This window comes from Microbacterium sp. BLY (assembly GCF_017939615.1).
In the GTDB taxonomy this organism is placed as follows: Bacteria; Actinomycetota; Actinomycetes; order Actinomycetales; family Microbacteriaceae; genus Microbacterium.
The window spans coordinates 1,919,004-1,938,109 of sequence record NZ_JAGKSR010000001.1; the positions used below are offsets into that span (position 1 = coordinate 1,919,004).

At 69.3% G+C, this 19,106-nt stretch carries 16 protein-coding genes and 1 riboswitch; of the genes, 14 read left to right on the forward strand and 2 right to left on the reverse strand.

The window, feature by feature from the left end; all coding sequences use genetic code 11:
* The first annotated feature begins 1 nt into the window (after position 1).
* The 12 genes from KAF39_RS09510 to KAF39_RS09565 all read left to right on the forward strand — a co-directional run bounded on the left by KAF39_RS09510 (position 2) and on the right by KAF39_RS09565 (position 14,443).
* Positions 2–997, forward strand: coding sequence for an ABC transporter permease (locus KAF39_RS09510; RefSeq protein WP_210677035.1), 996 nt, complete (start codon positions 2–4; stop codon positions 995–997).
* Positions 990–1,970, forward strand: a complete 981-nt coding sequence (locus KAF39_RS09515; RefSeq protein ID WP_210677036.1) for an ABC transporter permease — start codon at positions 990–992, stop codon at positions 1,968–1,970. The genes KAF39_RS09510 and KAF39_RS09515 overlap by 8 nt, the downstream gene beginning before the upstream one ends.
* Positions 1,967–2,818: an ABC transporter ATP-binding protein gene (locus tag KAF39_RS09520; RefSeq protein ID WP_210677037.1), complete on the forward strand. Its 852-nt coding sequence runs from the start codon at positions 1,967–1,969 to the stop codon at positions 2,816–2,818. The genes KAF39_RS09515 and KAF39_RS09520 overlap by 4 nt, the downstream gene beginning before the upstream one ends.
* Positions 2,815–3,672, forward strand: a complete 858-nt coding sequence (locus tag KAF39_RS09525) for an ABC transporter ATP-binding protein (RefSeq protein WP_210677038.1) — start codon at positions 2,815–2,817, stop codon at positions 3,670–3,672. Before KAF39_RS09520 ends, KAF39_RS09525 begins: the two co-directional genes overlap by 4 nt.
* A 49-nt stretch (positions 3,673–3,721) precedes the next feature.
* Positions 3,722–3,816, forward strand: a riboswitch (glycine riboswitch).
* 148 nt (positions 3,817–3,964) lie between these two features.
* Positions 3,965–5,080, forward strand: coding sequence for a glycine cleavage system aminomethyltransferase GcvT (gene gcvT / locus KAF39_RS09530; RefSeq protein ID WP_210677039.1), 1,116 nt, complete (start codon positions 3,965–3,967; stop codon positions 5,078–5,080).
* A complete protein-coding gene (gene gcvH, locus KAF39_RS09535) occupies positions 5,077–5,454 on the forward strand; it encodes a glycine cleavage system protein GcvH (protein WP_210677040.1) in 378 nt (125 codons plus the stop codon). Before gcvT ends, gcvH begins: the two co-directional genes overlap by 4 nt.
* A 61-nt stretch (positions 5,455–5,515) precedes the next feature.
* Complete coding sequence (gene gcvP, locus KAF39_RS09540; protein WP_246878593.1) at positions 5,516–8,356, forward strand: aminomethyl-transferring glycine dehydrogenase; 2,841 nt, start codon at positions 5,516–5,518, stop codon at positions 8,354–8,356.
* Positions 8,357–8,574: 218 nt separating this feature from the next.
* Positions 8,575–10,200, forward strand: a complete 1,626-nt coding sequence (locus tag KAF39_RS09545; RefSeq protein WP_210677042.1) for an ABC transporter substrate-binding protein — start codon at positions 8,575–8,577, stop codon at positions 10,198–10,200.
* Positions 10,201–10,280: 80 nt separating this feature from the next.
* The gene (locus KAF39_RS09550) at positions 10,281–11,210 is read left to right on the forward strand and encodes an ABC transporter permease (protein WP_210677043.1); all 930 of its coding nucleotides are present in this window, start codon (positions 10,281–10,283) and stop codon (positions 11,208–11,210) included.
* On the forward strand, positions 11,200–12,153 hold the full coding sequence (locus KAF39_RS09555; protein ID WP_210677044.1) for an ABC transporter permease: 954 nt from the start codon (positions 11,200–11,202) through the stop codon (positions 12,151–12,153). The genes KAF39_RS09550 and KAF39_RS09555 overlap by 11 nt, the downstream gene beginning before the upstream one ends.
* Positions 12,150–13,880: an ABC transporter ATP-binding protein gene (locus KAF39_RS09560; protein WP_210677045.1), complete on the forward strand. Its 1,731-nt coding sequence runs from the start codon at positions 12,150–12,152 to the stop codon at positions 13,878–13,880. The genes KAF39_RS09555 and KAF39_RS09560 overlap by 4 nt, the downstream gene beginning before the upstream one ends.
* A complete protein-coding gene (locus KAF39_RS09565; protein ID WP_210677046.1) occupies positions 13,877–14,443 on the forward strand; it encodes a PH domain-containing protein in 567 nt (188 codons plus the stop codon). The genes KAF39_RS09560 and KAF39_RS09565 overlap by 4 nt, the downstream gene beginning before the upstream one ends.
* Before the next feature lie 7 nt (positions 14,444–14,450).
* On the opposite strand, the gene KAF39_RS09570 is transcribed toward KAF39_RS09565, so the two are convergent.
* On the reverse strand, positions 14,451–15,194 hold the full coding sequence (locus KAF39_RS09570) for a CPBP family intramembrane glutamic endopeptidase (protein ID WP_210678020.1): 744 nt from the start codon (positions 15,192–15,194) through the stop codon (positions 14,451–14,453).
* A gap of 192 nt (positions 15,195–15,386) precedes the next feature.
* Here KAF39_RS09570 and typA point away from each other — a divergent pair, with 192 nt between their 5' ends.
* The gene (gene typA / locus KAF39_RS09575; protein ID WP_210677047.1) at positions 15,387–17,300 is read left to right on the forward strand and encodes a translational GTPase TypA; all 1,914 of its coding nucleotides are present in this window, start codon (positions 15,387–15,389) and stop codon (positions 17,298–17,300) included.
* A 186-nt stretch (positions 17,301–17,486) separates the two neighbouring features.
* On the forward strand, positions 17,487–18,371 hold the full coding sequence (locus tag KAF39_RS09580; protein WP_210677048.1) for a phospholipase: 885 nt from the start codon (positions 17,487–17,489) through the stop codon (positions 18,369–18,371).
* Between the two features lie 105 nt (positions 18,372–18,476).
* On the opposite strand, the gene KAF39_RS09585 is transcribed toward KAF39_RS09580, so the two are convergent.
* A complete protein-coding gene (locus KAF39_RS09585) occupies positions 18,477–19,025 on the reverse strand; it encodes a helix-turn-helix domain-containing protein (RefSeq protein WP_210677049.1) in 549 nt (182 codons plus the stop codon).
* Positions 19,026–19,106 lie beyond the last annotated feature (81 nt).

The following is a 19,106-nucleotide window of genomic DNA, read 5'->3' on the forward strand; positions in this document are numbered from 1 at the left end:
CATGAAGTTCTATGCACGACGGATCGGGTTCTACGCGTTCACGCTGTGGGCCGCGATCTCCATCAACTTCCTGCTTCCCCGGCTCATGCCGGGGAACCCCGCGGACATCATGATCGCCAAGATGCAGCGGGCAGGCGGAGAGGTCTCCGAGACCACCATCCGCAACATCAAGCTCCTGCTCGGCGGGGACGACGCGTCGCTCTGGGAGCAGTACCTCGCCTACTGGGGGCGCATGTTCCAGGGCGACCTCGGAGTGTCGGTGACGAAGTTCCCGACCCCGGTGACGGAGCTGATCGCGGGGGCGCTGCCGTGGACGCTCGTGCTGGTCGGCACCGCGACGGTCATCTCCTTCCTCCTCGGCGTCGTCCTCGGCGCCTGGGCCGGGTGGAAGCGCGGCACCTGGGTCGACCACCTCATCCCCGCCACCACCGTGCTGCAGTCGATCCCGTACTTCTGGATGGCCCTCATCCTGGTCGCGGTGTTCGCCGTCGGTCTGGGGTGGTTCCCGATCTTCGGCGGCTACGACGTGTTCGACTTCCCGGACGGCCCGGAGCCGACCTGGGCGTTCTTCTCCGATGCGCTGGCGCACTCCATCCTCCCGGCCCTCACGATCGTCATCAGCTCGGTCGGGGGCTGGATGTTCGGCATGCGGAACATGATGGTCTCCACGCTCGCGGAGGACTACGTGCTCACCGCCGAGGCGAAGGGACTGCGCCCCCGCCGCATCATGACGACCTACGCCGCGCGCAACGCCGCGATCCCGTCGATCGCCGGCTTCTCGATCACGCTCGGCTTCGTCGTCGCCGGTTCCATCGTGATGGAGCAGGTGTTCACCTATCCGGGCGTCGGCAAGCTGATGTTCCAGGCCGTCACCAACAACGACTACGCGCTGATGCAGGGGCTGTTCCTCGTCATCACCCTCACCGTGCTCGTCGCCAACTTCTTCATGGACCTCGTCTATGGCTTCATCGACCCGAGGGCTCGCCAGAATGTCTGACACGAAGAACCCGCTCCTCGTGGAGGAGCCTCCCACCATCGCCCCCGAGGGCACGGTCGCCGTGGCGACGCAGCGGCAGGAGCGCCGGCCCCGGCGGATCCTGCCCCGCAGCTCTCCGAAGTTCATCGTCGGCGCGATCCTCGTCCTCGCGATCGTGCTCTTCGCCATCATCGCGCCGTTCTTCACGCAGAACCCGCGCCGCACCGACAATCCCGCCCTGCAGCCGCCCTCGGCGGAGCACTGGCTGGGGACGACCAAGCTCGGCAACGACGTGTTCGCCCAGCTCGCGATCGGGGCCCAGGGCTCGCTGCTCATCGGTGTCACGGCCGGGGGCATCGCGATCGTGCTGTCCCTCCTCTTCGGCGTCCTGGCGGGCTACCTCGGCGGATGGCGCGAGGACGCGCTCGCCCTGCTGACGAACGTCATGATCGTGATCCCCGGCCTTCCTCTGGTCATGGTGATCGCCTCGTTCGTCCCGCAGCGCAGCTGGCAGCTGGTCGCGTTCGTCCTCGGCATCACCTCATGGGCCGGGGCGGCGTACGTGCTGCGACTGCAGACCCGTTCCCTCCGCACCCGCGACTACGTGTACGCCTCGAAGGTCGCCGGGGAGAAGTCCCTCCGGGTGATCCTCGTCGAGATCATGCCCAACCTGCTCCCGCTGCTGACGGCCCAGTTCCTCTTCGCGATCATCTTCGCGATCCTCGGCGAGGCCGGCCTGTCGTATCTCGGCCTCGGCCCCAACTCCTCGATCACCTGGGGATCGATCCTCAACGACGCGCAGTCCGGTCAGGCGCTGGGACGCGGGGCCTGGTGGTGGTTCGTCCCGCCGGGCATCATGATCGCCGTCCTCGGCGCGGGCCTGGCGCTCATCAACTTCGCCATCGACGAGGTCATCAACCCGAAGCTGCGCAACGCGCCCGATGCGGCCCGCCGTCTGCGCAAGGCCGCGAAGGAGAAGGGGGTCACCGCATGAGCGACGCCGTGCTCACCGCCAGGAACGTCTCGATCGAGTACGAGGTCGACCCGCCCGTCAAGGCCGTCCGCGACGTGTCGCTGACCCTCCACCGCGGCGAGATCCTCGGGCTCGCGGGGGAGTCGGGCTGCGGCAAGACCACCCTCGCCTACGGCATGAACCGGCTGCTCAAGGCCCCCGCGCTGATGACGGGCGGCGAGATCGTCTTCCACGACCGCGACGGCCACGACATCGACGTCGTCGCGCTCGACGGCGACGGGCTGCGGGCGTTCCGCTGGGACAAGATCTCGATGGTGTTCCAAGGGGCGATGAACTCCCTCAACCCCGTCATCTCGGTCCGCGCGCAGATCTTCGACATCTTCGACACGCATCGCCCCGGGATGTCCAGGAAGGCCAAGCAGGAACGGGCGGAGGAGCTGCTCACGCTCGTCGGCGTCGACCCCGGTCGGCTCACGAGCTTCCCGCACGAGCTCTCCGGCGGCATGCGCCAGCGCATGATGATCGCGATGGCCCTCGCGCTCGATCCGCAGGTCATGATCATGGACGAGCCGACCACCGCCCTCGATGTCGTCGTGCAGCGCGGCATCATCCGCGAGATCATGCGGCTGCGCGAGAAGCTCGGGTTCGCGGTCATCTTCATCACCCACGACCTGCCCATGCTCATCGAGATCAGCGACCGCATCGCCGTCATGCTGCAGGGGCGGATCGTCGAGCAGGGCACGGCGGAGGAGATCTACCGCGACCCGCAGCACGAGTACACCCGACGGCTGCTGTCGAGCTTCCCGTCCCTCACGGGGAAGCGGGGCGACTTCGTCCGCAGCGGCGTGAACCAGGAGGTCATCCGATGAGCGTGGACGCAGCGGGACGGGTGGGCACGCTCGAGGCGAGGAACCTCGTCAAGGACTTCCCCCTGCGATCGGGGTTCCGCACGAGTGTCCTGCACGCCGTGAAGGATGTGTCGTTCACGCTGGAGCCGGGCCGGACGACGGCCCTCGTGGGCGAGTCCGGGTCGGGCAAGTCGACCATCGCACGGATGCTGATGAAGCTGGAGACGCCGACCTCGGGGAGCATCCTCCTCGACGGCGAGGTGTCCGGGACGCGGGGGCGGGCGCTCGAGCGCTACCGCTCCGACGTGCAGATGGTCTTCCAGGACCCGTTCGCGTCGCTGAACCCCTTCCACACGATCATCCATCACCTCGAGCGCCCGATCCGCCTGCATCACCCGCAGCTCAGCGCGCGCGAGGTGCGGACACGGGCGATCGAGCTCCTCGAACGCGTGCGGCTCACGCCGGGGGAGAGCTTCGCGGAGCGTCGGCCCCACGAGCTCTCCGGTGGACAGCGGCAGCGTGTGGCGATCGCGCGGGCGCTCGCGCCGGGGGCCCGTTTCATCGTGGCGGATGAACCGGTGTCGATGCTCGACGTGTCGATCCGGCTCGGGGTGCTCAACCTCCTCGCCGAGCTGCAGCGCGAGGAGAACCTCGGAGTGCTGTACATCACGCACGACCTGGCGACCGCGCGGCACTTCTCCGACGACATCATGGTCCTCTTCCGGGGCGATGTCGTGGAGCGGGGACCGGCGGACGAGGTGATCCTGAACCCGCAGCACGAATACACCCGCACCCTGCTGGCGGCGGCGCCCGAGCCGGAGAACCTCGGACGGCTCAGGGACGAGGTCCGGGCGGAGCTCGCCCTGGGCTCCTGATCCGGCGGGGGACACCGCTAGACTGAACCCACAATCGAAGACAGGCCGAACGACCGACGCGGGAGAGCCCCGGCGCACGCAGCCGGGCACCGAAGGAGCAAGCCTCCCCGCCAATCTCTCAGGTACGCGTACCGCGGAGGTCCGGCCGCTCTGAAAAGCGATCCCGAGCACCTGGGGATCCGCCGACGGTGAAAGCCCAGCGCATGCGCGGGCGAAGCTCTCAGGCCGATGACAGAGGGGGAGTTCCCAGGGGCGACGCCGTCGCCCCGCCCGACCCGTCCGGGAGAACTCCATGTCCGATCCCCGCTACACCCCGTTGCGCGAGCGCCATGAGGCGCTGGGCGCCTCCTTCACCGATTTCGGCGGCTGGCAGATGCCGGTCCGCTACACGTCCGACCTCGCCGAGCACCACGCGGTGCGGCAGGCGGCCGGCGTGTTCGACATCTCGCACATGGCCGAGTTCACGGTCCGCGGCGCCGGTGCCGCGGCCTTCCTCGACTACGCGCTCGCCGGGCGCCTGTCCGCGCTCGCGGTCGGCAAGGCGAAGTACTCGCTGCTGCTGACGCCCGAGGGCGGCATCGTCGACGACGTGATCGTCTACCGGTTGGCCGACGACGACTTCCTCGTCATCTCCAACGCCGGCAACCGCGACGCCGTGCGCCGGGCGCTCGCCGAGCGGGTCGCGGACGCGGACGCGGGCGCCGTGCACGTCGCCGACGTCTCGGACGACTACGCACTGATCGCCGTGCAGGGGCCGCGGGCCGAGGAGATCCTCGCCGCGACCGCCGGGATCACCGAGGTCAGCGTGCCCTGGGCGGAGCAGAAGTACTACGCGTGGGCGACGGCGTCGTTCGGCGGGGAGCCGCTGCTCCTGGCCCGGACCGGCTACACGGGCGAGGACGGTTTCGAGCTCCTCGTGCCCGCGGCCCTCGCGACCGCGCTGTGGGATGCCGTGCTCGACGCGGGTGCCCCGCACGGCCTGGTGCCCGCCGGCCTCGCCGCGCGCGACACCCTCCGGCTGGAGGCCGGCATGCCGCTGTACGGCCATGAACTCAGCCTCGACACCGCGCCGGCCCAGGCGGGTCTCGGCCGCGTCGTGGTCGCCGCGAAGGAGCGCTTCGTCGGTAAGCACGCTCCGGCGCCCGCCGACGATGCCCGGATCCTGGTCGGCCTGACGGCGGAGGGGCGCCGTGCCGGACGCGCGGGCTACGCGGTCGTCGACGCCGACGGCACCGTGATCGGCGAGATCACCAGCGGCGCCCTGAGCCCGACGCTGGGTCATCCCATCGCGATGGCCTACGTCGATCCTTCTTCCGCCGAAGAGGGAACCGCAGTATTCCTTGATGTGCGGGGGACCCGCATCCCCGCGACCGTGACCGCCCTGCCTTTCTACCGGAGGACCAAATGACCGACCTCAGCGCACTCCGCTACACCGACGAGCACGAGTGGATCGCCGGTGACGGCGACACCGTCACCATCGGGATCACCGACTATGCCGCCGAGAAGCTGGGCGACGTCGTCTTCGTGGAGCTTCCCGCCGTCGGCACCGAGCTGACCGCGGGCTCCGTCGTCGGTGAGATCGAGTCGACGAAGTCGGTCGGCGAGCTCTACGCTCCCGTCGCCGGCACGGTCGTCGAGATCAACGACGCCGTGGTCGACGACCCGTCGCTCGTCAACGCCGAGCCGTTCGAGGGTGGGTGGCTGATCAAGGTCGCGGTCGCCGCCGGGGCTCTCGACGGGCTGCTGGACCGCGACGCCTACGTCGCACTCACGGAGGGCTGATCCGCACGTGGTTGCTTTCGCCGATCGTCACATCGGACCGACCGAGGCCGCTCAGCGCACGATGCTCGATGCGCTCGGGCTCGGCGCCGTCGACAGCGGGACGCTGAGCCCGGTCGAGGAGCTCATGCGGCAGGCCGTTCCCGCCTCGATCTACACGGGACCGGAGGACGCGGTCGCCGACTCCCGCATCCCGGTCGCCGCATCCGAGACCGAGGCGCTGGCCGAGCTGCGCGCCCTCGCCGCCCGCAACACGGTCAACCGCTCGATGATCGGCCTCGGCTACTACGGCACGGTCACCCCGCAGGTGATCCAGCGCAACGTCCTGGAGAACCCGTCCTGGTACACGGCCTACACGCCGTACCAGCCCGAGATCTCGCAGGGCCGGCTCGAGGCGCTGATCAACTTCCAGACGATGGTCGCCGACCTCACGGGGCTCACTACGGCGAACGCGTCGATGCTCGACGAGTCCACCGCCGTCGTGGAGGCGATGCTGCTCGCGCGGCGCGCGTCGAAGACCGGGGCCAACGTGTTCGCGGTCGATGCGGACGCGCTGCCGCAGACGAAGGCGATGCTGGCCTCCCGGGCGGAGGCCCTCGGCATCGAGCTCGTCACGGTCGACTTCGCCGCGGGGGAGGAGCTGCCCGCCGAGCTGTTCGGCGTCTTCGTGCAGTATCCCGGCGCCTCGGGGCGCGTGTGGGATCCGTCCGCCGTCTTCGACGCGGCCCACCTCGCCGGCGGTCTGGCCGTCGCCGCCGCCGACCTGCTCGCTCTCACGCTCCTCACGGCCCCGGGGACCCTCGGCGCCGACGTGGCGGTCGGGACCACCCAGCGCTTCGGCGTGCCGATGGGCTTCGGCGGCCCGCACGCCGGATACATGGCGGTGCGCGCCGGCCTCGAACGGCAGCTGCCCGGACGCCTCGTCGGCGTGTCCGTCGACGCCGAGGGCAAGCCGGCCTACCGCCTCTCGCTGCAGACCCGCGAGCAGCACATCCGCCGGGAGAAGGCGACGTCGAACATCTGCACCGCGCAGGTGCTCCTCGCCGTGATGGCCTCGATGTACGCGGTCTACCACGGCCCGGACGGGCTCCGTGAGATCGCCCGCGACGTGAGCGCGAAGGCGACGCTGCTGCGCGACTGGCTGACCGAGGCCGGTGCGGACGTCGTCCACGCGCACTTCTTCGATACCCTCACCGTGCGCGTGCCAGGCCGCGCCGCGGAGTACGCTGACCAGGCCCGGGACGGCGCCGGCATCCTCCTGCGGGTCGCCGATGCCGACACGATCGGCATCGCGGTCGACGAGACGACCACGGTGGCCGAGCTGCACCGGGTCGCGCGGGTCTTCGGCGGGAAGACGGAGCGCGCCTTCGGGTTCGGCCTCGGCGACGCCGACGCGCTGCCGGACGCCCTCCGCCGCGAGGACGAATACCTCACGCACCCGGTGTTCCACAGCCACCGCAGCGAGACCGCCATGATGCGGTACCTGAAGAGCCTGTCCGACCGGGACTACGCCCTCGACCGCGGCATGATCCCGCTCGGCTCCTGCACGATGAAGCTGAACGCCGCCACCGAGATGGCCGCGATCACCTGGCCGGAGTTCGCGGGCATCCACCCGTTCGCGCCCGAGGCCGATGTGCGCGGCTACCTGGAGCTCATCGACCAGCTCGAGAGCTGGCTCGCCGAGATCACCGGGTACGACGCGGTGTCGCTGCAGCCGAACGCCGGCTCCCAGGGGGAGCTGGCCGGCCTCCTCGCGATCCGCGGCTACCACCGCGCGAACGGCGACGACCACCGCATCGTGTGCCTCATCCCGTCCTCCGCCCACGGCACGAACGCGGCCTCGGCCGTGCTCGCCGGGATGAAGGTCGTCGTGGTGGCGAGCGACGCGCTCGGCAACGTCGACCTGGACGACCTGCGCGCGAAGATCGCCCAGCACGCCGACGACCTCGCCGCGCTGATGATCACCTACCCCTCCACGCACGGGGTGTACGAGGAGCAGGTGGTCGAGATCACCGGCGCGGTGCACGACGCCGGCGGTCAGGTGTACGTCGACGGCGCGAACCTCAATGCGCTCCTCGGCTACGCCCGCTTCGGCGATCTGGGTGGCGACGTCTCGCACCTCAACCTGCACAAGACCTTCGCCATCCCGCACGGCGGCGGCGGCCCGGGCATCGGTCCGGTCGCGGCGAAGGCGCACCTCGCGCCGTACCTGCCGTCGCACCCGCTCGCCCAGCGCGCCGAGCACTTCGGCGGCCACACGTTCGAGGGTGCCGTGATCTCCGCCGCACCGTACGGCTCCGCGGGCATCCTCCCGATCTCGTGGGCGTACGTGCGCATGATGGGTGCGGACGGGCTCCGGCGCGCGACCGCGGCAGCCGTCCTCTCCGCCAACTACATCGCCGAGCGTCTCGGCGGCCACTTCCCGGTCCTCTACACGGGGGAGAACGGACGGGTCGCGCACGAGTGCATCCTCGACCTGCGTCCGCTCAAGGAGGCCACCGGCATCTCCGTCGACGACGTCGCCAAGCGGCTCATCGACTACGGGTTCCACGCGCCGACCATGTCGTTCCCGGTGGCCGGCACCCTCATGGTCGAGCCGACGGAGTCGGAGGACCTCGACGAGATCGAGCGCTTCATCGAGGCCATGATCATGATCAAGGCCGAGGCGGATGCCGTCGCCGCCGGCCGCTGGCCGGCCGACGACAACCCGCTCGTGCACGCCCCGCACACCGCGGTGTCGCTCATCGCGGGGGAGTGGGCGCACGCCTACACCCGCGAGGAGGCCGCATACCCGGTGCGCTCGCTGGTCGCCGCGAAGTACTGGCCGCCGGTCCGCCGCATCGACCAGGCGTACGGCGACCGCAACCTCGTCTGCGCCTGCCCGCCGGTCGAGGCCTTCGCCTGACCGGATCCCGCACGACGAACGGCGTCGCGCCCGCCTCACGGCGGCGCGGCGCCGTTCGCGTCGTCGCGCATGTTTCGGGCGTGTGACGGTTGGTCACCACTCAGTAACGGTTCGTTAGCCGAATGTCCCGGACGGGCGGCCCCCGGTTACGCTCAGGTATCCCTGCGCGCTCGATGGTGAGTTGCGCAGTCTCAGTACTGTCCACAGGAGGACGAGAAGTGAAAAGAAACAGGATTGCCTTCGCCGGTATCGGCCTGGTCTCGGTCGGCGCGATCGCTCTGGCGGGTTGCGCCTCTGACGGCGGCAACGGCAGCGGTGAGGAAGGTGGCGAGGCCTCGACCGGTATCGTCACGGTCCAGAGCAACGAGCCCCAGAACCCGCTTCTGCCCGCAGTCACCAACGAGGTCGGCGGCGGCCTCGTTCTGCAGAACATCTTCGCCGGCCTCGTCTACTACGAAGCGGACGGCGCGGTCGCGAACGACCTCGCCGACTCCATCGAGTCCGACGACAACCAGAACTGGACCATCAAGATCAAGGAGGGCGAGGAGTTCAGCGACGGCACCCCGGTGACCGCCGAGTCCTTCGTCGAGGCGTGGCAGTACGCGGCATCCGACCCCGCGTTCGAGAACCAGTGGTGGTTCGCCAACTTCGCCGGCTACAGCGCCGACGAGGTCAAGGAGGACTCCCTCGCGCTCGAGGTCGTCGACGACACCACCTTCACCGTCGAGCTCGCCGCTCCGCAGTCCGACTTCCCCACGACGCTGGGCTACCAGGTGTTCGCGCCGCTGCCCGAGTCGTTCTTCGACGACCCCGAGGGCTTCGGCCAGGCTCCGGTCGGCAACGGCCCGTATGTGCTCGACAAGTGGGAGCACGACTCCGTCATCTCCCTCCTCCCGAACGAGAGCTACGACGGCCCGCGCAAGGCGCAGAACGGCGGGGTCGACCTCGTCAGCTACGCCACCGCGGAGGCCGCGTACACCGACCTGCTGTCGGACAACCTCGACGTGATCAACCCCGGCGTCCCGCCGACGGCTCTGGCCACCTACAAGGACGACCTGGGTGACCGTGCGGTCGACCAGCCCGCTGCCATCTGGGAGGGGCTGACGATCCCGTCGCGTCTCGCTCACTTCGGCAACGACGAGGAGGGCAACCTGCGTCGCCAGGCCATCTCCTACGCGATCGACCGTGACGAGATCACGAGCGTGATCTTCGAGGACACCCGCACCCCGGCTGTCGACTTCACCTCGCCGGTCATCGACGGCTGGAACGACGAGATCGCCGGCTCCGAGGTCACGCACGCCGACGCCGACAAGGCGAAGGAGCTGTGGGCCCAGGCCGACGCCATCTCCCCGTGGAGCGGGACGTTCACCATCGCCTACAACGCCGACGGTGGCCACCAGCCGTGGGTCGACGCGGTCTCCAACCAGCTGAAGAACACGCTGGGCATCGACGCGGCCGGTCAGTCGTTCCCCGACCTCGCCACGCTGCGCGAGGAGATCAAGAACCGCTCGCTGAACGCCGCGACGCGTTCCGGGTGGCAGTTCGACTACCCGGGTGCGTACAACATCCTGGGTGCGCTGTTCATCACCGGTGCCGGCTCCAACGACGGCGACTACTCGAACCCCGAGTACGACAAGCTCGTGCAGGAGGGCGCCACGGCGCCGTCGGTCGAGGAGGGCAACAAGCTCTTCGAGCAGGCGCAGGAGGTCCTGTTCCAGGACCTGCCCGTCCTGCCGCTCTGGTACCGCTCGACCAACGCCGGCTACTCCACGCTGGTGGACAACGTCGAGTACGGCTGGGACAGCTGGCCCATCGTGTACGAGATCACCAAGGCCGGCGAGTAATCACTCGCATTCCGATCTGAACCGTCCGTGCGGGGCGATGCGCGAGCGTCGCCCCGCTCGGTGCGGTTCGGCTCCCTGCCATGACTGCCTACATCATTCGACGCCTGTTGCAGGCGATCCCGGTGTTCCTCGGGGCGACCTTCCTGATCTTCTCGATGGTCTTCCTGCTCCCCGGGGACCCGATCCTCGCGCTGTTCGGCGACAAGACGCCGACGGACGCGCAGTACGCGGCGCTCCAGGCGCAGTACCACCTCGACCAGCCGTTCTTCACGCGCTACCTGATCTATCTGGGCGATCTGTTCCAGGGTGATCTCGGCACGACCTTCCGTGGCCAGAGCGTCAATGAGATCCTCGCGGCGAAGTTCCCCGTGACGCTTCGTCTCGCGCTGCTCGCCATCCTGATCCAGCTCATCTTCGGCGTGGTGGTCGGCCTGATCTCCGGTCTCCGCAAGAACAGCCTGTTCGACCACGCATCCATGCTCGTCAGCCTCGTGCTGATCTCGATCCCCGTGTTCGTGCTCGCCTTCATCGCGCAGTACTTCCTCGCGATCGAGTTGCACCTGTTCCGTCCGACGGTCGGTCGCGGGGCGCCCTGGTCGGATCTGATCCTCCCGGCGATCGTCCTCGCGGCCCTCAACTTCGCCTACGTGGTGCGCCTGACCCGCAACTCGGTCATCGAGACGCGGCAGCAGGACTTCGTCCGCATGGCCTTCGGCAAGGGGCTGTCCGCCCGGCGCGTCATCCCCGTGCACGTGCTGCGCAACTCGCTCATCCCGGTCACGACGAACCTCGCCGCCGACTTCGGCATCCTGATCGTCGGTGCCACCGTCACGGAGGGCGTGTTCAACGTGCCGGGCATCGGCAACGAGCTCTTCAAAGCCATCAACCAGCACGACGGCCCGGAGATCGTCTCGATCGTGACGGTGCTCGTCGTGATCTACGTCCTGGTCAACCTGTTCATCGACCTGCTCTACGGTGTGCTCGACCCGAGGATCCGCTATGTCCGATAACGCTCCCACCCGCCGGATGGCGCACTACGTGGCGGAGGCCGACGAAGCGGGCCTGGGCGCCGTCGACGCCGTCCGCGTCAGCGAACGCAAGAGCAACCTCTGGCTCGACGCCTGGCGCGACCTCCGCGGCCGCTGGATGTTCTGGACGGCCGGTGTCTTCGTCGTCATCCTCGTGATCGTCGCCTCCTTCCCGGACCTGTTCGCGCCGGTGGACCCGTTCGCGTGCGATCTGAAGTTCTCGAACAACGGCCCCTCCGAGGGCCACCCGTTCGGCTACACGTTCCAGGGCTGCGATGTGTACTCCCGTGTCGTGCACGGGGCGGGCACCTCGCTGTCGGTCGGCATCCTCGTGACGCTCATCATCGCCATCATGGGCATCGTGATCGGCGCGTTCGCCGGATTCTTCGGCGGCTGGATCGACTCGCTGCTCATGCGCATCGGCGACATGTTCTTCGCGATCCCCTACGTGCTCGCCGCCGTCGTCATCATGTCGATGTTCCTGGAGAACCGGAACATCCTCGTGGTGTCGCTGGCCATCGGCTTCTTCGGCTGGCCCGCCACGGCGCGCATCCTGCGTGCAGAGATCCTGCGGATCCGTTCCGCGGACTTCGTGATGGCCTCCGAAGCCCTCGGCGTCTCGCGGGTGCGGACCATGTTCTCGCACGTCATGCCGAACTCGATCGCCCCGGTGATCGTGCTCAGCACCGTCGGTCTCGCGGCCGCCATCACGGCGGAGGCGACGCTGTCCTTCCTGGGCGTCGGCCTGCCCCCGGAGTTCATCTCCTGGGGCAACGACATCTCGCAGGCGCAGACCCGCCTGCGGACCGACCCCATGCCCCTGATCTATCCGTCGATCGCGCTCTCGCTGACCGTGCTGTCGTTCATCATGCTCGGCGAGACGGTGCGCGACGCACTCGACCCGAAGGCGAGGGCCCTGCGATGAGCGCTCCTGACATCCCCGACGTCCCGCTGCTGTCCGTCGAAGACCTCGAGGTCGCGTTCAAGACGCAGGACGGCTTCGTCCCCGCCGTCCGCGGCGTGAGCTTCGACATCTTCCCCGGCGAGACGATGGCGATCGTCGGCGAGTCCGGCTCCGGGAAGTCGACGACCGCCCACGCGATCATCAACCTGCTCCCCGGCAGCGGTCGGATCACCGGCGGCGCCGTGAAGTTCGAGGGTCGCGACCTGACGAAGCTGGGTCGCTCCGAGATCGAGCAGGTGCGCGGGAACCTCATCGGACTCGTTCCGCAGGACCCGATGAACAGCCTCAACCCGGTGCACCGGATCGGCTTCCAGGTGGAGGAGACGATCCTCGCCAACGGCCAAGCGGACGGTCGGAAGGCCGCGCGCAAACGGGCGATCCAGGTGCTGCAGGAGGCGGGCCTCGCGGACGCCGACCGGCGGTTGCGCCAGTTCCCGCACGAGTTCTCCGGTGGCATGCGGCAGCGGGTCCTCATCGGCATCGGCCTCTCGTCGGATCCGAAGCTGCTCATCGCGGACGAGCCGACCAGTGCGCTCGACGTGACGGTGCAGAAGCGCATCCTCGATCACCTCGAGACCCTCACGAAGGAGCGCAACACCGCGGTCCTGTTCATCACGCACGATCTCGGCCTGGCCGCCGAGCGGGCCGAGAACCTCGTCGTGATGCATCGCGGGCGCATCGTGGAATCCGGACCGGCGCTGGAGATCCTGCAGAACCCGCAGCACCCGTACACGCAGCGTCTCGTGGCGGCAGCGCCGAGCCTCGCGTCCAAGCGCATCCAGACGGCGGTGACCGGCCACGCGGACCCGCTCGCCGAGGTGCTCACCGAGGCGACGGGCACGGTGGACCTCGCGGCGATCGCGCACACGGACGCGGCACCGGCGGAGCCGGTGATCGAGTTCCGCGACGTGACCAAGGTCTTCAAGATCCGGGGGAGCGGCTTCCGCTCCAGCGACTTCACGGCCGTCGACAAGATGTCGTTCCAGGTGCCCAAGGGCTCCACGATGGCGATCGTCGGCGAATCGGGTTCCGGGAAGTCGACCGCGGCCAAGATGCTGCTGCGACTGGAGCCGAAGACCTCGGGGTCGATCCTCGTCAACGGCCGGGACACCGACACGCTCTCGCGGCCGGAGCTGCAGGCGCTGCGCCGACAGATGCAGCCGGTCTTCCAGGACCCGTACGGGTCGCTGGATCCGCTCCACAACATCGGGAACACGGTGGCGGAGCCACTGCGCGTGCACGGGGTGGGCGACGCGGGATCGCGCCGCACACGCGTGCTCGAGGTTCTCGATCAGGTCGCGCTCCCGGCGAGCGTCGCCGACCGCTACCCGAACGAGCTCTCCGGCGGCCAGCGCCAGCGCGTGGCCATCGCGCGTGCCCTCGCGCTCAAGCCGGAGATCGTGGTGCTCGACGAAGCGGTGTCGGCTCTCGACGTGCTCGTCCAGGCGCAGGTGCTCAACCTCCTGGCCGAGCTGCAGTCCGAGCTCGACCTGACGTACCTCTTCATCACGCATGACCTCGCCGTGGTGCGCGTCATCGCGGATCGGGTCTGCGTGATGGAGAAGGGGCGCGTCGTGGAGCAGGGCACGGTCGACGACATCTTCGCGAACCCGCAGGAGGAGTACACGGAGCGCCTGCTGCAGGCCATTCCGGGCGCGGCGATCACCCTAGGTGGTCGATCGTCGTGAGTCAGCCCGATCCGTCGGAGGGCGCGCGGACGTATCGCGCGTCCTCCGGACCGGTCGCCCTCGTGGTCGGCTCCCTGCTGGCGCTGTTCCTCCTCGGAGACGCGGTGCTGCGCGCCGGCTGGGGGCAGATGCTCCTGCTGGCGCCGTGGGTGCTGCTCGTGCTCTGGGTCGTGTACGTGAACTCCTTCGCCTCGGCGGTCCGGGTCGACGACCACGGCGTGGTCGTACAGAACCTCCTGCGTCGGATCGAGTTCGGCTGGGCCCACGTCCGTGACGTCGAGATGCGCTGGCAGCTCGTGTTCTCGTTGGATGACGGGACCGACGTGGCGTGCTACGGCGGTCCCGCGAAGGCGGGCTCCTTCCGCCTCCCGGCTCGAGGCGATCAGGAGGAGCGGGTGCCCGCCGGGCTCCGGGCCCTCGCCGAGATCGAGGAGCGTCGCGATCAGGCGTCGCCCGCAGCTGAGGCGCCGATCCGACGGAGTTGGGACGGCCCGGCGGTCGTCGCCCTCATCGTCCTCGTCCTCTGGGCGCTGGCCGCGATCCTCGTCGTCAACCTCGGCTGAGCGCGCCTCAGCCGGGGAGGCCGAACAGAGCGGGCCAGGTGGCCGCGGCCCAGGGATAGCCGACGAACGCCGCGGCGTCGATGAGGAAGTGCGCCACCAGGAACGGCAGCAGCCGACCGGTGCGGTGGTAGAGCCACCCGAAGAGCAGTCCCATCGCGAGGTTGCCGATGAAGGCGCCGGGCCCCTGATAGAGGTGGTACGTCGCGCGGAGCACCGAGGTCGAGATGATGATCGTCCATGGCGACCACCCGAGGTCCCGCAGACGGGCGAACAGGTACCCGAGCACGACGAACTCCTCCTGCAGCGACGCGCGTGCGGCGGCGAGCAGGAGGATCGGCACGGTCCACCAGTGCGCGTCCAGACCCGCGGGGTTCACGGCCACGAACAGTCCGAGCGCCCGCCCGCCGAGGTAGAGCGCCAGTCCCGGCACGCCGATCGCCAGGACGAGGAACACGCCGCGGCCGACGTCGCCGGCCACGCGGGTGCCGTCGAGGCCGAGGCGCTCCAGGTGTGGGCGACGGCGCTGCCACAGCAGGAAGCAGACGAGCAGCACCGGCACCAGGGCGAAGCCGATGGACAGCACCTGATAGATGAGGTCGAACACCTCCCGGTCGCTGCGGGAGGGGTTGAGGGTGGCCGTCTGATCCGCGAGAGGCGTGTCGTCCGTGAGGCGATAGGCGAGCTGCACGATCGCGTAGATCGCGGACTGTCCCAGGCCCAGCGCGAGCACGATGGCGATCTCCCACCACAGGCGCGCTCGACCCTCACGCGGCTCGTCGCGCCGGGTGGGCGCGGTCGACGGCTTCTGCGGCGCCGGGGGAGTCGGGTCGGGGAGGGTCACGGGACGATGGTACGACGTGTGCTCAGGAACCCGATCCGCACGTACGTTATCCTGGAACGTCGGCTTCCCGGCGCAACCCCACACTCCTTGAGGAACCCTTGTATGGCGCACGCCCTCCGCTCTGACCTCCGCAACGTCGCAATCGTCGCCCACGTCGACCACGGCAAGACCACGCTCGTCGACGCGATGCTCCGCCAGACGGGCTCCTTCGGCGAACACTCGCACGTGGAGGAGCGCGCCATGGACTCCAACGACCTGGAGCGTGAGAAGGGCATCACGATCCTCGCCAAGAACACGGCGATCACCTACAAGGGCAAGCACGCCGGCGGCAAGGAGATCACGATCAACGTGATCGACACCCCCGGCCACGCCGACTTCGGCGGCGAGGTCGAGCGCGGCCTGTCGATGGTCGACGGCGTCGTGCTGCTCGTGGACGCGAGCGAGGGCCCGCTGCCGCAGACCCGCTTCGTGCTGCGCAAGGCGCTCGAGGCCAAGCTCCCCGTCATCCTCCTGGTCAACAAGACCGACCGCCCGGACGCCCGGATCGCCGAGGTCGAGGAGGAGGCGCACGACCTGCTGCTGGGCCTCGCCTCCGACCTCGTCGACGACGTGCCCGACCTCGACGTCGACGCGTTGCTCGACGTCCCCGTGGTGTACGCCTCCGGCCGCGCCGGCGCCGCGTCGCAGAACCGTCCCGCGGACGGCTCGCTCCCCGACAACGACGACCTCGAGCCGCTGTTCGAGGCCATCCTCGAGCACGTCCCGGCCCCGGCCTACGACGACGAGGCGCCGCTGCAGGCCTGGGTCACGAACCTCGACTCCAGCCCGTTCCTCGGTCGTCTCGCGCTGCTGCGCGTCTTCAACGGCACGCTCAAGAAGGGCCAGACGGTCGCCTGGGTCCGCTCCGACGGCTCGACCAGCAACGCCCGGATCACCGAGCTGCTGAAGACCCGCGCCCTCGAGCGCTACCCGGCGGACTCCGCCGGCCCCGGCGACATCGTCGCCATCGCCGGCTTCGAGGACATCACGATCGGCGAGACCATCGCCGACCCCGAGGACATCCGTCCGCTGCCGGCCATCACGGTCGACGACCCCGCGATCTCCATGACGATCGGCACCAACACCTCGCCGCTCATGGGCAAGGTCAAGGGTCACAAGCTCACCGCGCGCATGGTGAAGGACCGCCTCGACCGCGAGCTCATCGGCAACGTGTCGCTCAAGGTCGTCGACATCGGCCGTCCCGACGCCTGGGAGGTGCAGGGCCGCGGCGAGCTGGCCCTCGCCATCCTCGTCGAGAACATGCGCCGCGAGGGCTTCGAGCTCACGGTCGGCAAGCCGCAGGTGGTCACCAAGAAGATCGACGGCAAGGTGTACGAGCCGTTCGAGCACCTGACCATCGACACGCCGGAGGAGCACCTCGGCGCGATCACGCAGCTTCTCGCGAACCGCAAGGGGCGCATGGAGAACATGACCAACCACGGCACCGGCTGGGTGCGCATGGAGTTCGTCGTGCCCTCGCGTGGCCTCATCGGCTTCCGCAGCGAGTTCCTCACGACCACCCGCGGCACGGGCATCGCCAACGCGATCTCGCACGGCTACGAGCCGTGGGCCGGTCAGATCACCACGCGCCAGAACGGCTCGATCGTGGCCGACCGCGCGGGTGTCGTCACCCCGTTCGCGATGATCGCGTTGCAGGAGCGCATGTCGTTCTTCGTGCAGCCCACCGAAGAGGTCTACGAGGGCATGGTCATCGGCGAGAACTCGCGCGCCGACGACATGGACGTCAACATCACCAAGGAGAAGAAGCTCACCAACATGCGCTCCTCCACGGCCGACAACTTCGAGTCGATGACGCCCCCGCGGCTGCTCACGCTCGAGGAGAGCCTGGAGTTCGCGCGCGACGACGAATGCGTCGAGGTGACTCCGGAGAAGGTCCGCATCCGCAAGGTAATCCTCGACCAGACCGTCCGCGGTCGTGAGGCCTCGCGCCTCAAGCGTCAGGACGCGAACGCCTGATCGCTCAGCGCTCCTTTCGAGAGGGCCCCACGCCGCCGCCTGGCCGCGTGGGGCCCTCTCTCATGAAAATCCCAGGTGAGGGCTAGTTTTCGCTCAGGTTGATGACGCAGACTCGTTCACTTGCGCCCGGGGCGAGCTCCCGATGAGTCCCCTGAATGGGCGTACGACGACCCGAAAGTCACAGCCTTGCTTCAGAAGACCCGTGCGCTTCGGCGCGCCTCCGACGCGGCCGCCGCTCGCGCCACCGTCACCCGGACACCCCTGATCACCCTCGGCGCCGCCACGGCCGCGCTCGTCGGCATCACCCTCACCGTCGGCCTCGCCTCGGCCCCGGCCGCCGGCGCCGAGCGCTCCGACGCCGCCTCCGTCGTCACGAGCCAGGACCTGGGGCGAGAGCCCCTCGCCCGCATCGCCGACCAGGCGGTCATGACCGTCGCGGACGGCGAGGCCGCTGTTGCCGCCGCCGCGAGCCTGACGGCCGAGGTGACGAAGTCGGGACTCGATGTGAGCGCCGCGGCGCCCGTCGACACGACCGCCCTCGAGGACGACCTTGAGACCCTCGCCGATCGTTCCACGCTCCCGCTCGTCCTCATCACGGTCACGACCGAGCAGGCCGCAGCGGAGACCGAGAAGGTCGTCGCCGCCACGACCGCCCTTCAGCAGGCCTTCACCGCCGCGCAGGAGAAGAAGGCGGCGGAGGATGCCGCCCGCGCCGCCGAGGAGAAGGCGGCGGCCGCCGCGGCCGCCCTCGCCGCCGCGAACACGCCGGACGGCGCCCGGGCCACCGCGCAGCAGATGATGGCGGACCGCTACGGCTGGGGCGGAGACCAGTTCTCCTGCCTGAACTCCCTGTGGAACAAGGAGTCCGGCTGGAACTACCAGGCGTACAACAACGATGGGGGAGCGACCGGCATCCCGCAGGCGCTGCCCGGCAGCAAGATGGCGTCGGCGGGCGCTGACTGGCAGACCAATGCCGCCACCCAGATCGCCTGGGGCCTGCAGTACATCGCCGACGCCTACGGCACCCCCTGCAGCGCCTGGGGCCACTCCCAGGCCATGAACTGGTACTGAGCCGCGGACCCCTTCGTCGACCCGGCCCTTTGTGGGCGAACCGGCCCCTTGCGCGCGAACGCAAGGGGCCGGTTCGGTCGTAAGGGGGTGGGTCGGCGGGGAGCCTCAGCGGAGCTCGGAGATGAGGACGGCGCTCGTGCCGGGGAGGATCGCGTCGAAGACGTGGGCCACGTCGCCGGCGTAGGTCAGGTAGTCGCCGGGGTGGAGCAGGACGGCATCCTCCGGGGGACCCACCCGCGCCTGCCCGGCGATGAGGATCACATGCTCGATCGTGCCCGCGTGATGGGGATCGGATCGGCGGGGATCCCCGGGCTCCGCCTGGATGAGGTACACGTCCCGTCGCGCACCCGGAGGGCTCGCAGAGAGGAGGGTGGCGCTGTAGGCCGCGGCAGAGGAGGGGACGCCTGCGAGGTCGTCGGCGCGGATGAGGGTGGGGGCGTTGGCCTGCTGATCGACGAGCACGGCGAACGGGACGCCGAGCGCAACGCCCAGCGCCCACAGTGTCTCGACGCTCGGATTGCCCGCGCCGCTCTCGAGCTGGGAAACCGTGGCCTTCGAGATCCCGGCCCGTCGCGCGAGCTCGGAGACGGACAGATTCGCCGCCTCGCGCTCGCGGCGGAGTGTACGGGCGATGCGGGTGCGGAGATCCTCCATCCGTTCATCATGGCAAACGATCGTTCGCTTGACTATCTTCCTGTCGATGTTCAGAATGATGGTCGTGTGTTCAGCGAACCG

Coding starts and splice junctions, on each gene's coding strand:
- KAF39_RS09510 (WP_210677035.1), top strand. CDS start 2: ATGAAGTTCTATGCACGACGGATCGGGTTCTACGCGTTCACGCTGTGG.
- KAF39_RS09515 (WP_210677036.1), top strand. CDS start 990: ATGTCTGACACGAAGAACCCGCTCCTCGTGGAGGAGCCTCCCACCATC.
- KAF39_RS09520 (WP_210677037.1), top strand. CDS start 1,967: ATGAGCGACGCCGTGCTCACCGCCAGGAACGTCTCGATCGAGTACGAG.
- KAF39_RS09525 (WP_210677038.1), top strand. CDS start 2,815: ATGAGCGTGGACGCAGCGGGACGGGTGGGCACGCTCGAGGCGAGGAAC.
- gcvT (WP_210677039.1), top strand. CDS start 3,965: ATGTCCGATCCCCGCTACACCCCGTTGCGCGAGCGCCATGAGGCGCTG.
- gcvH (WP_210677040.1), top strand. CDS start 5,077: ATGACCGACCTCAGCGCACTCCGCTACACCGACGAGCACGAGTGGATC.
- gcvP (WP_246878593.1), top strand. CDS start 5,516: ATGCTCGATGCGCTCGGGCTCGGCGCCGTCGACAGCGGGACGCTGAGC.
- KAF39_RS09550 (WP_210677043.1), top strand. CDS start 10,281: ATGACTGCCTACATCATTCGACGCCTGTTGCAGGCGATCCCGGTGTTC.
- KAF39_RS09555 (WP_210677044.1), top strand. CDS start 11,200: ATGTCCGATAACGCTCCCACCCGCCGGATGGCGCACTACGTGGCGGAG.
- KAF39_RS09560 (WP_210677045.1), top strand. CDS start 12,150: ATGAGCGCTCCTGACATCCCCGACGTCCCGCTGCTGTCCGTCGAAGAC.
- typA (WP_210677047.1), top strand. CDS start 15,387: ATGGCGCACGCCCTCCGCTCTGACCTCCGCAACGTCGCAATCGTCGCC.
- KAF39_RS09585 (WP_210677049.1), bottom strand. CDS start 19,025: ATGGAGGATCTCCGCACCCGCATCGCCCGTACACTCCGCCGCGAGCGC.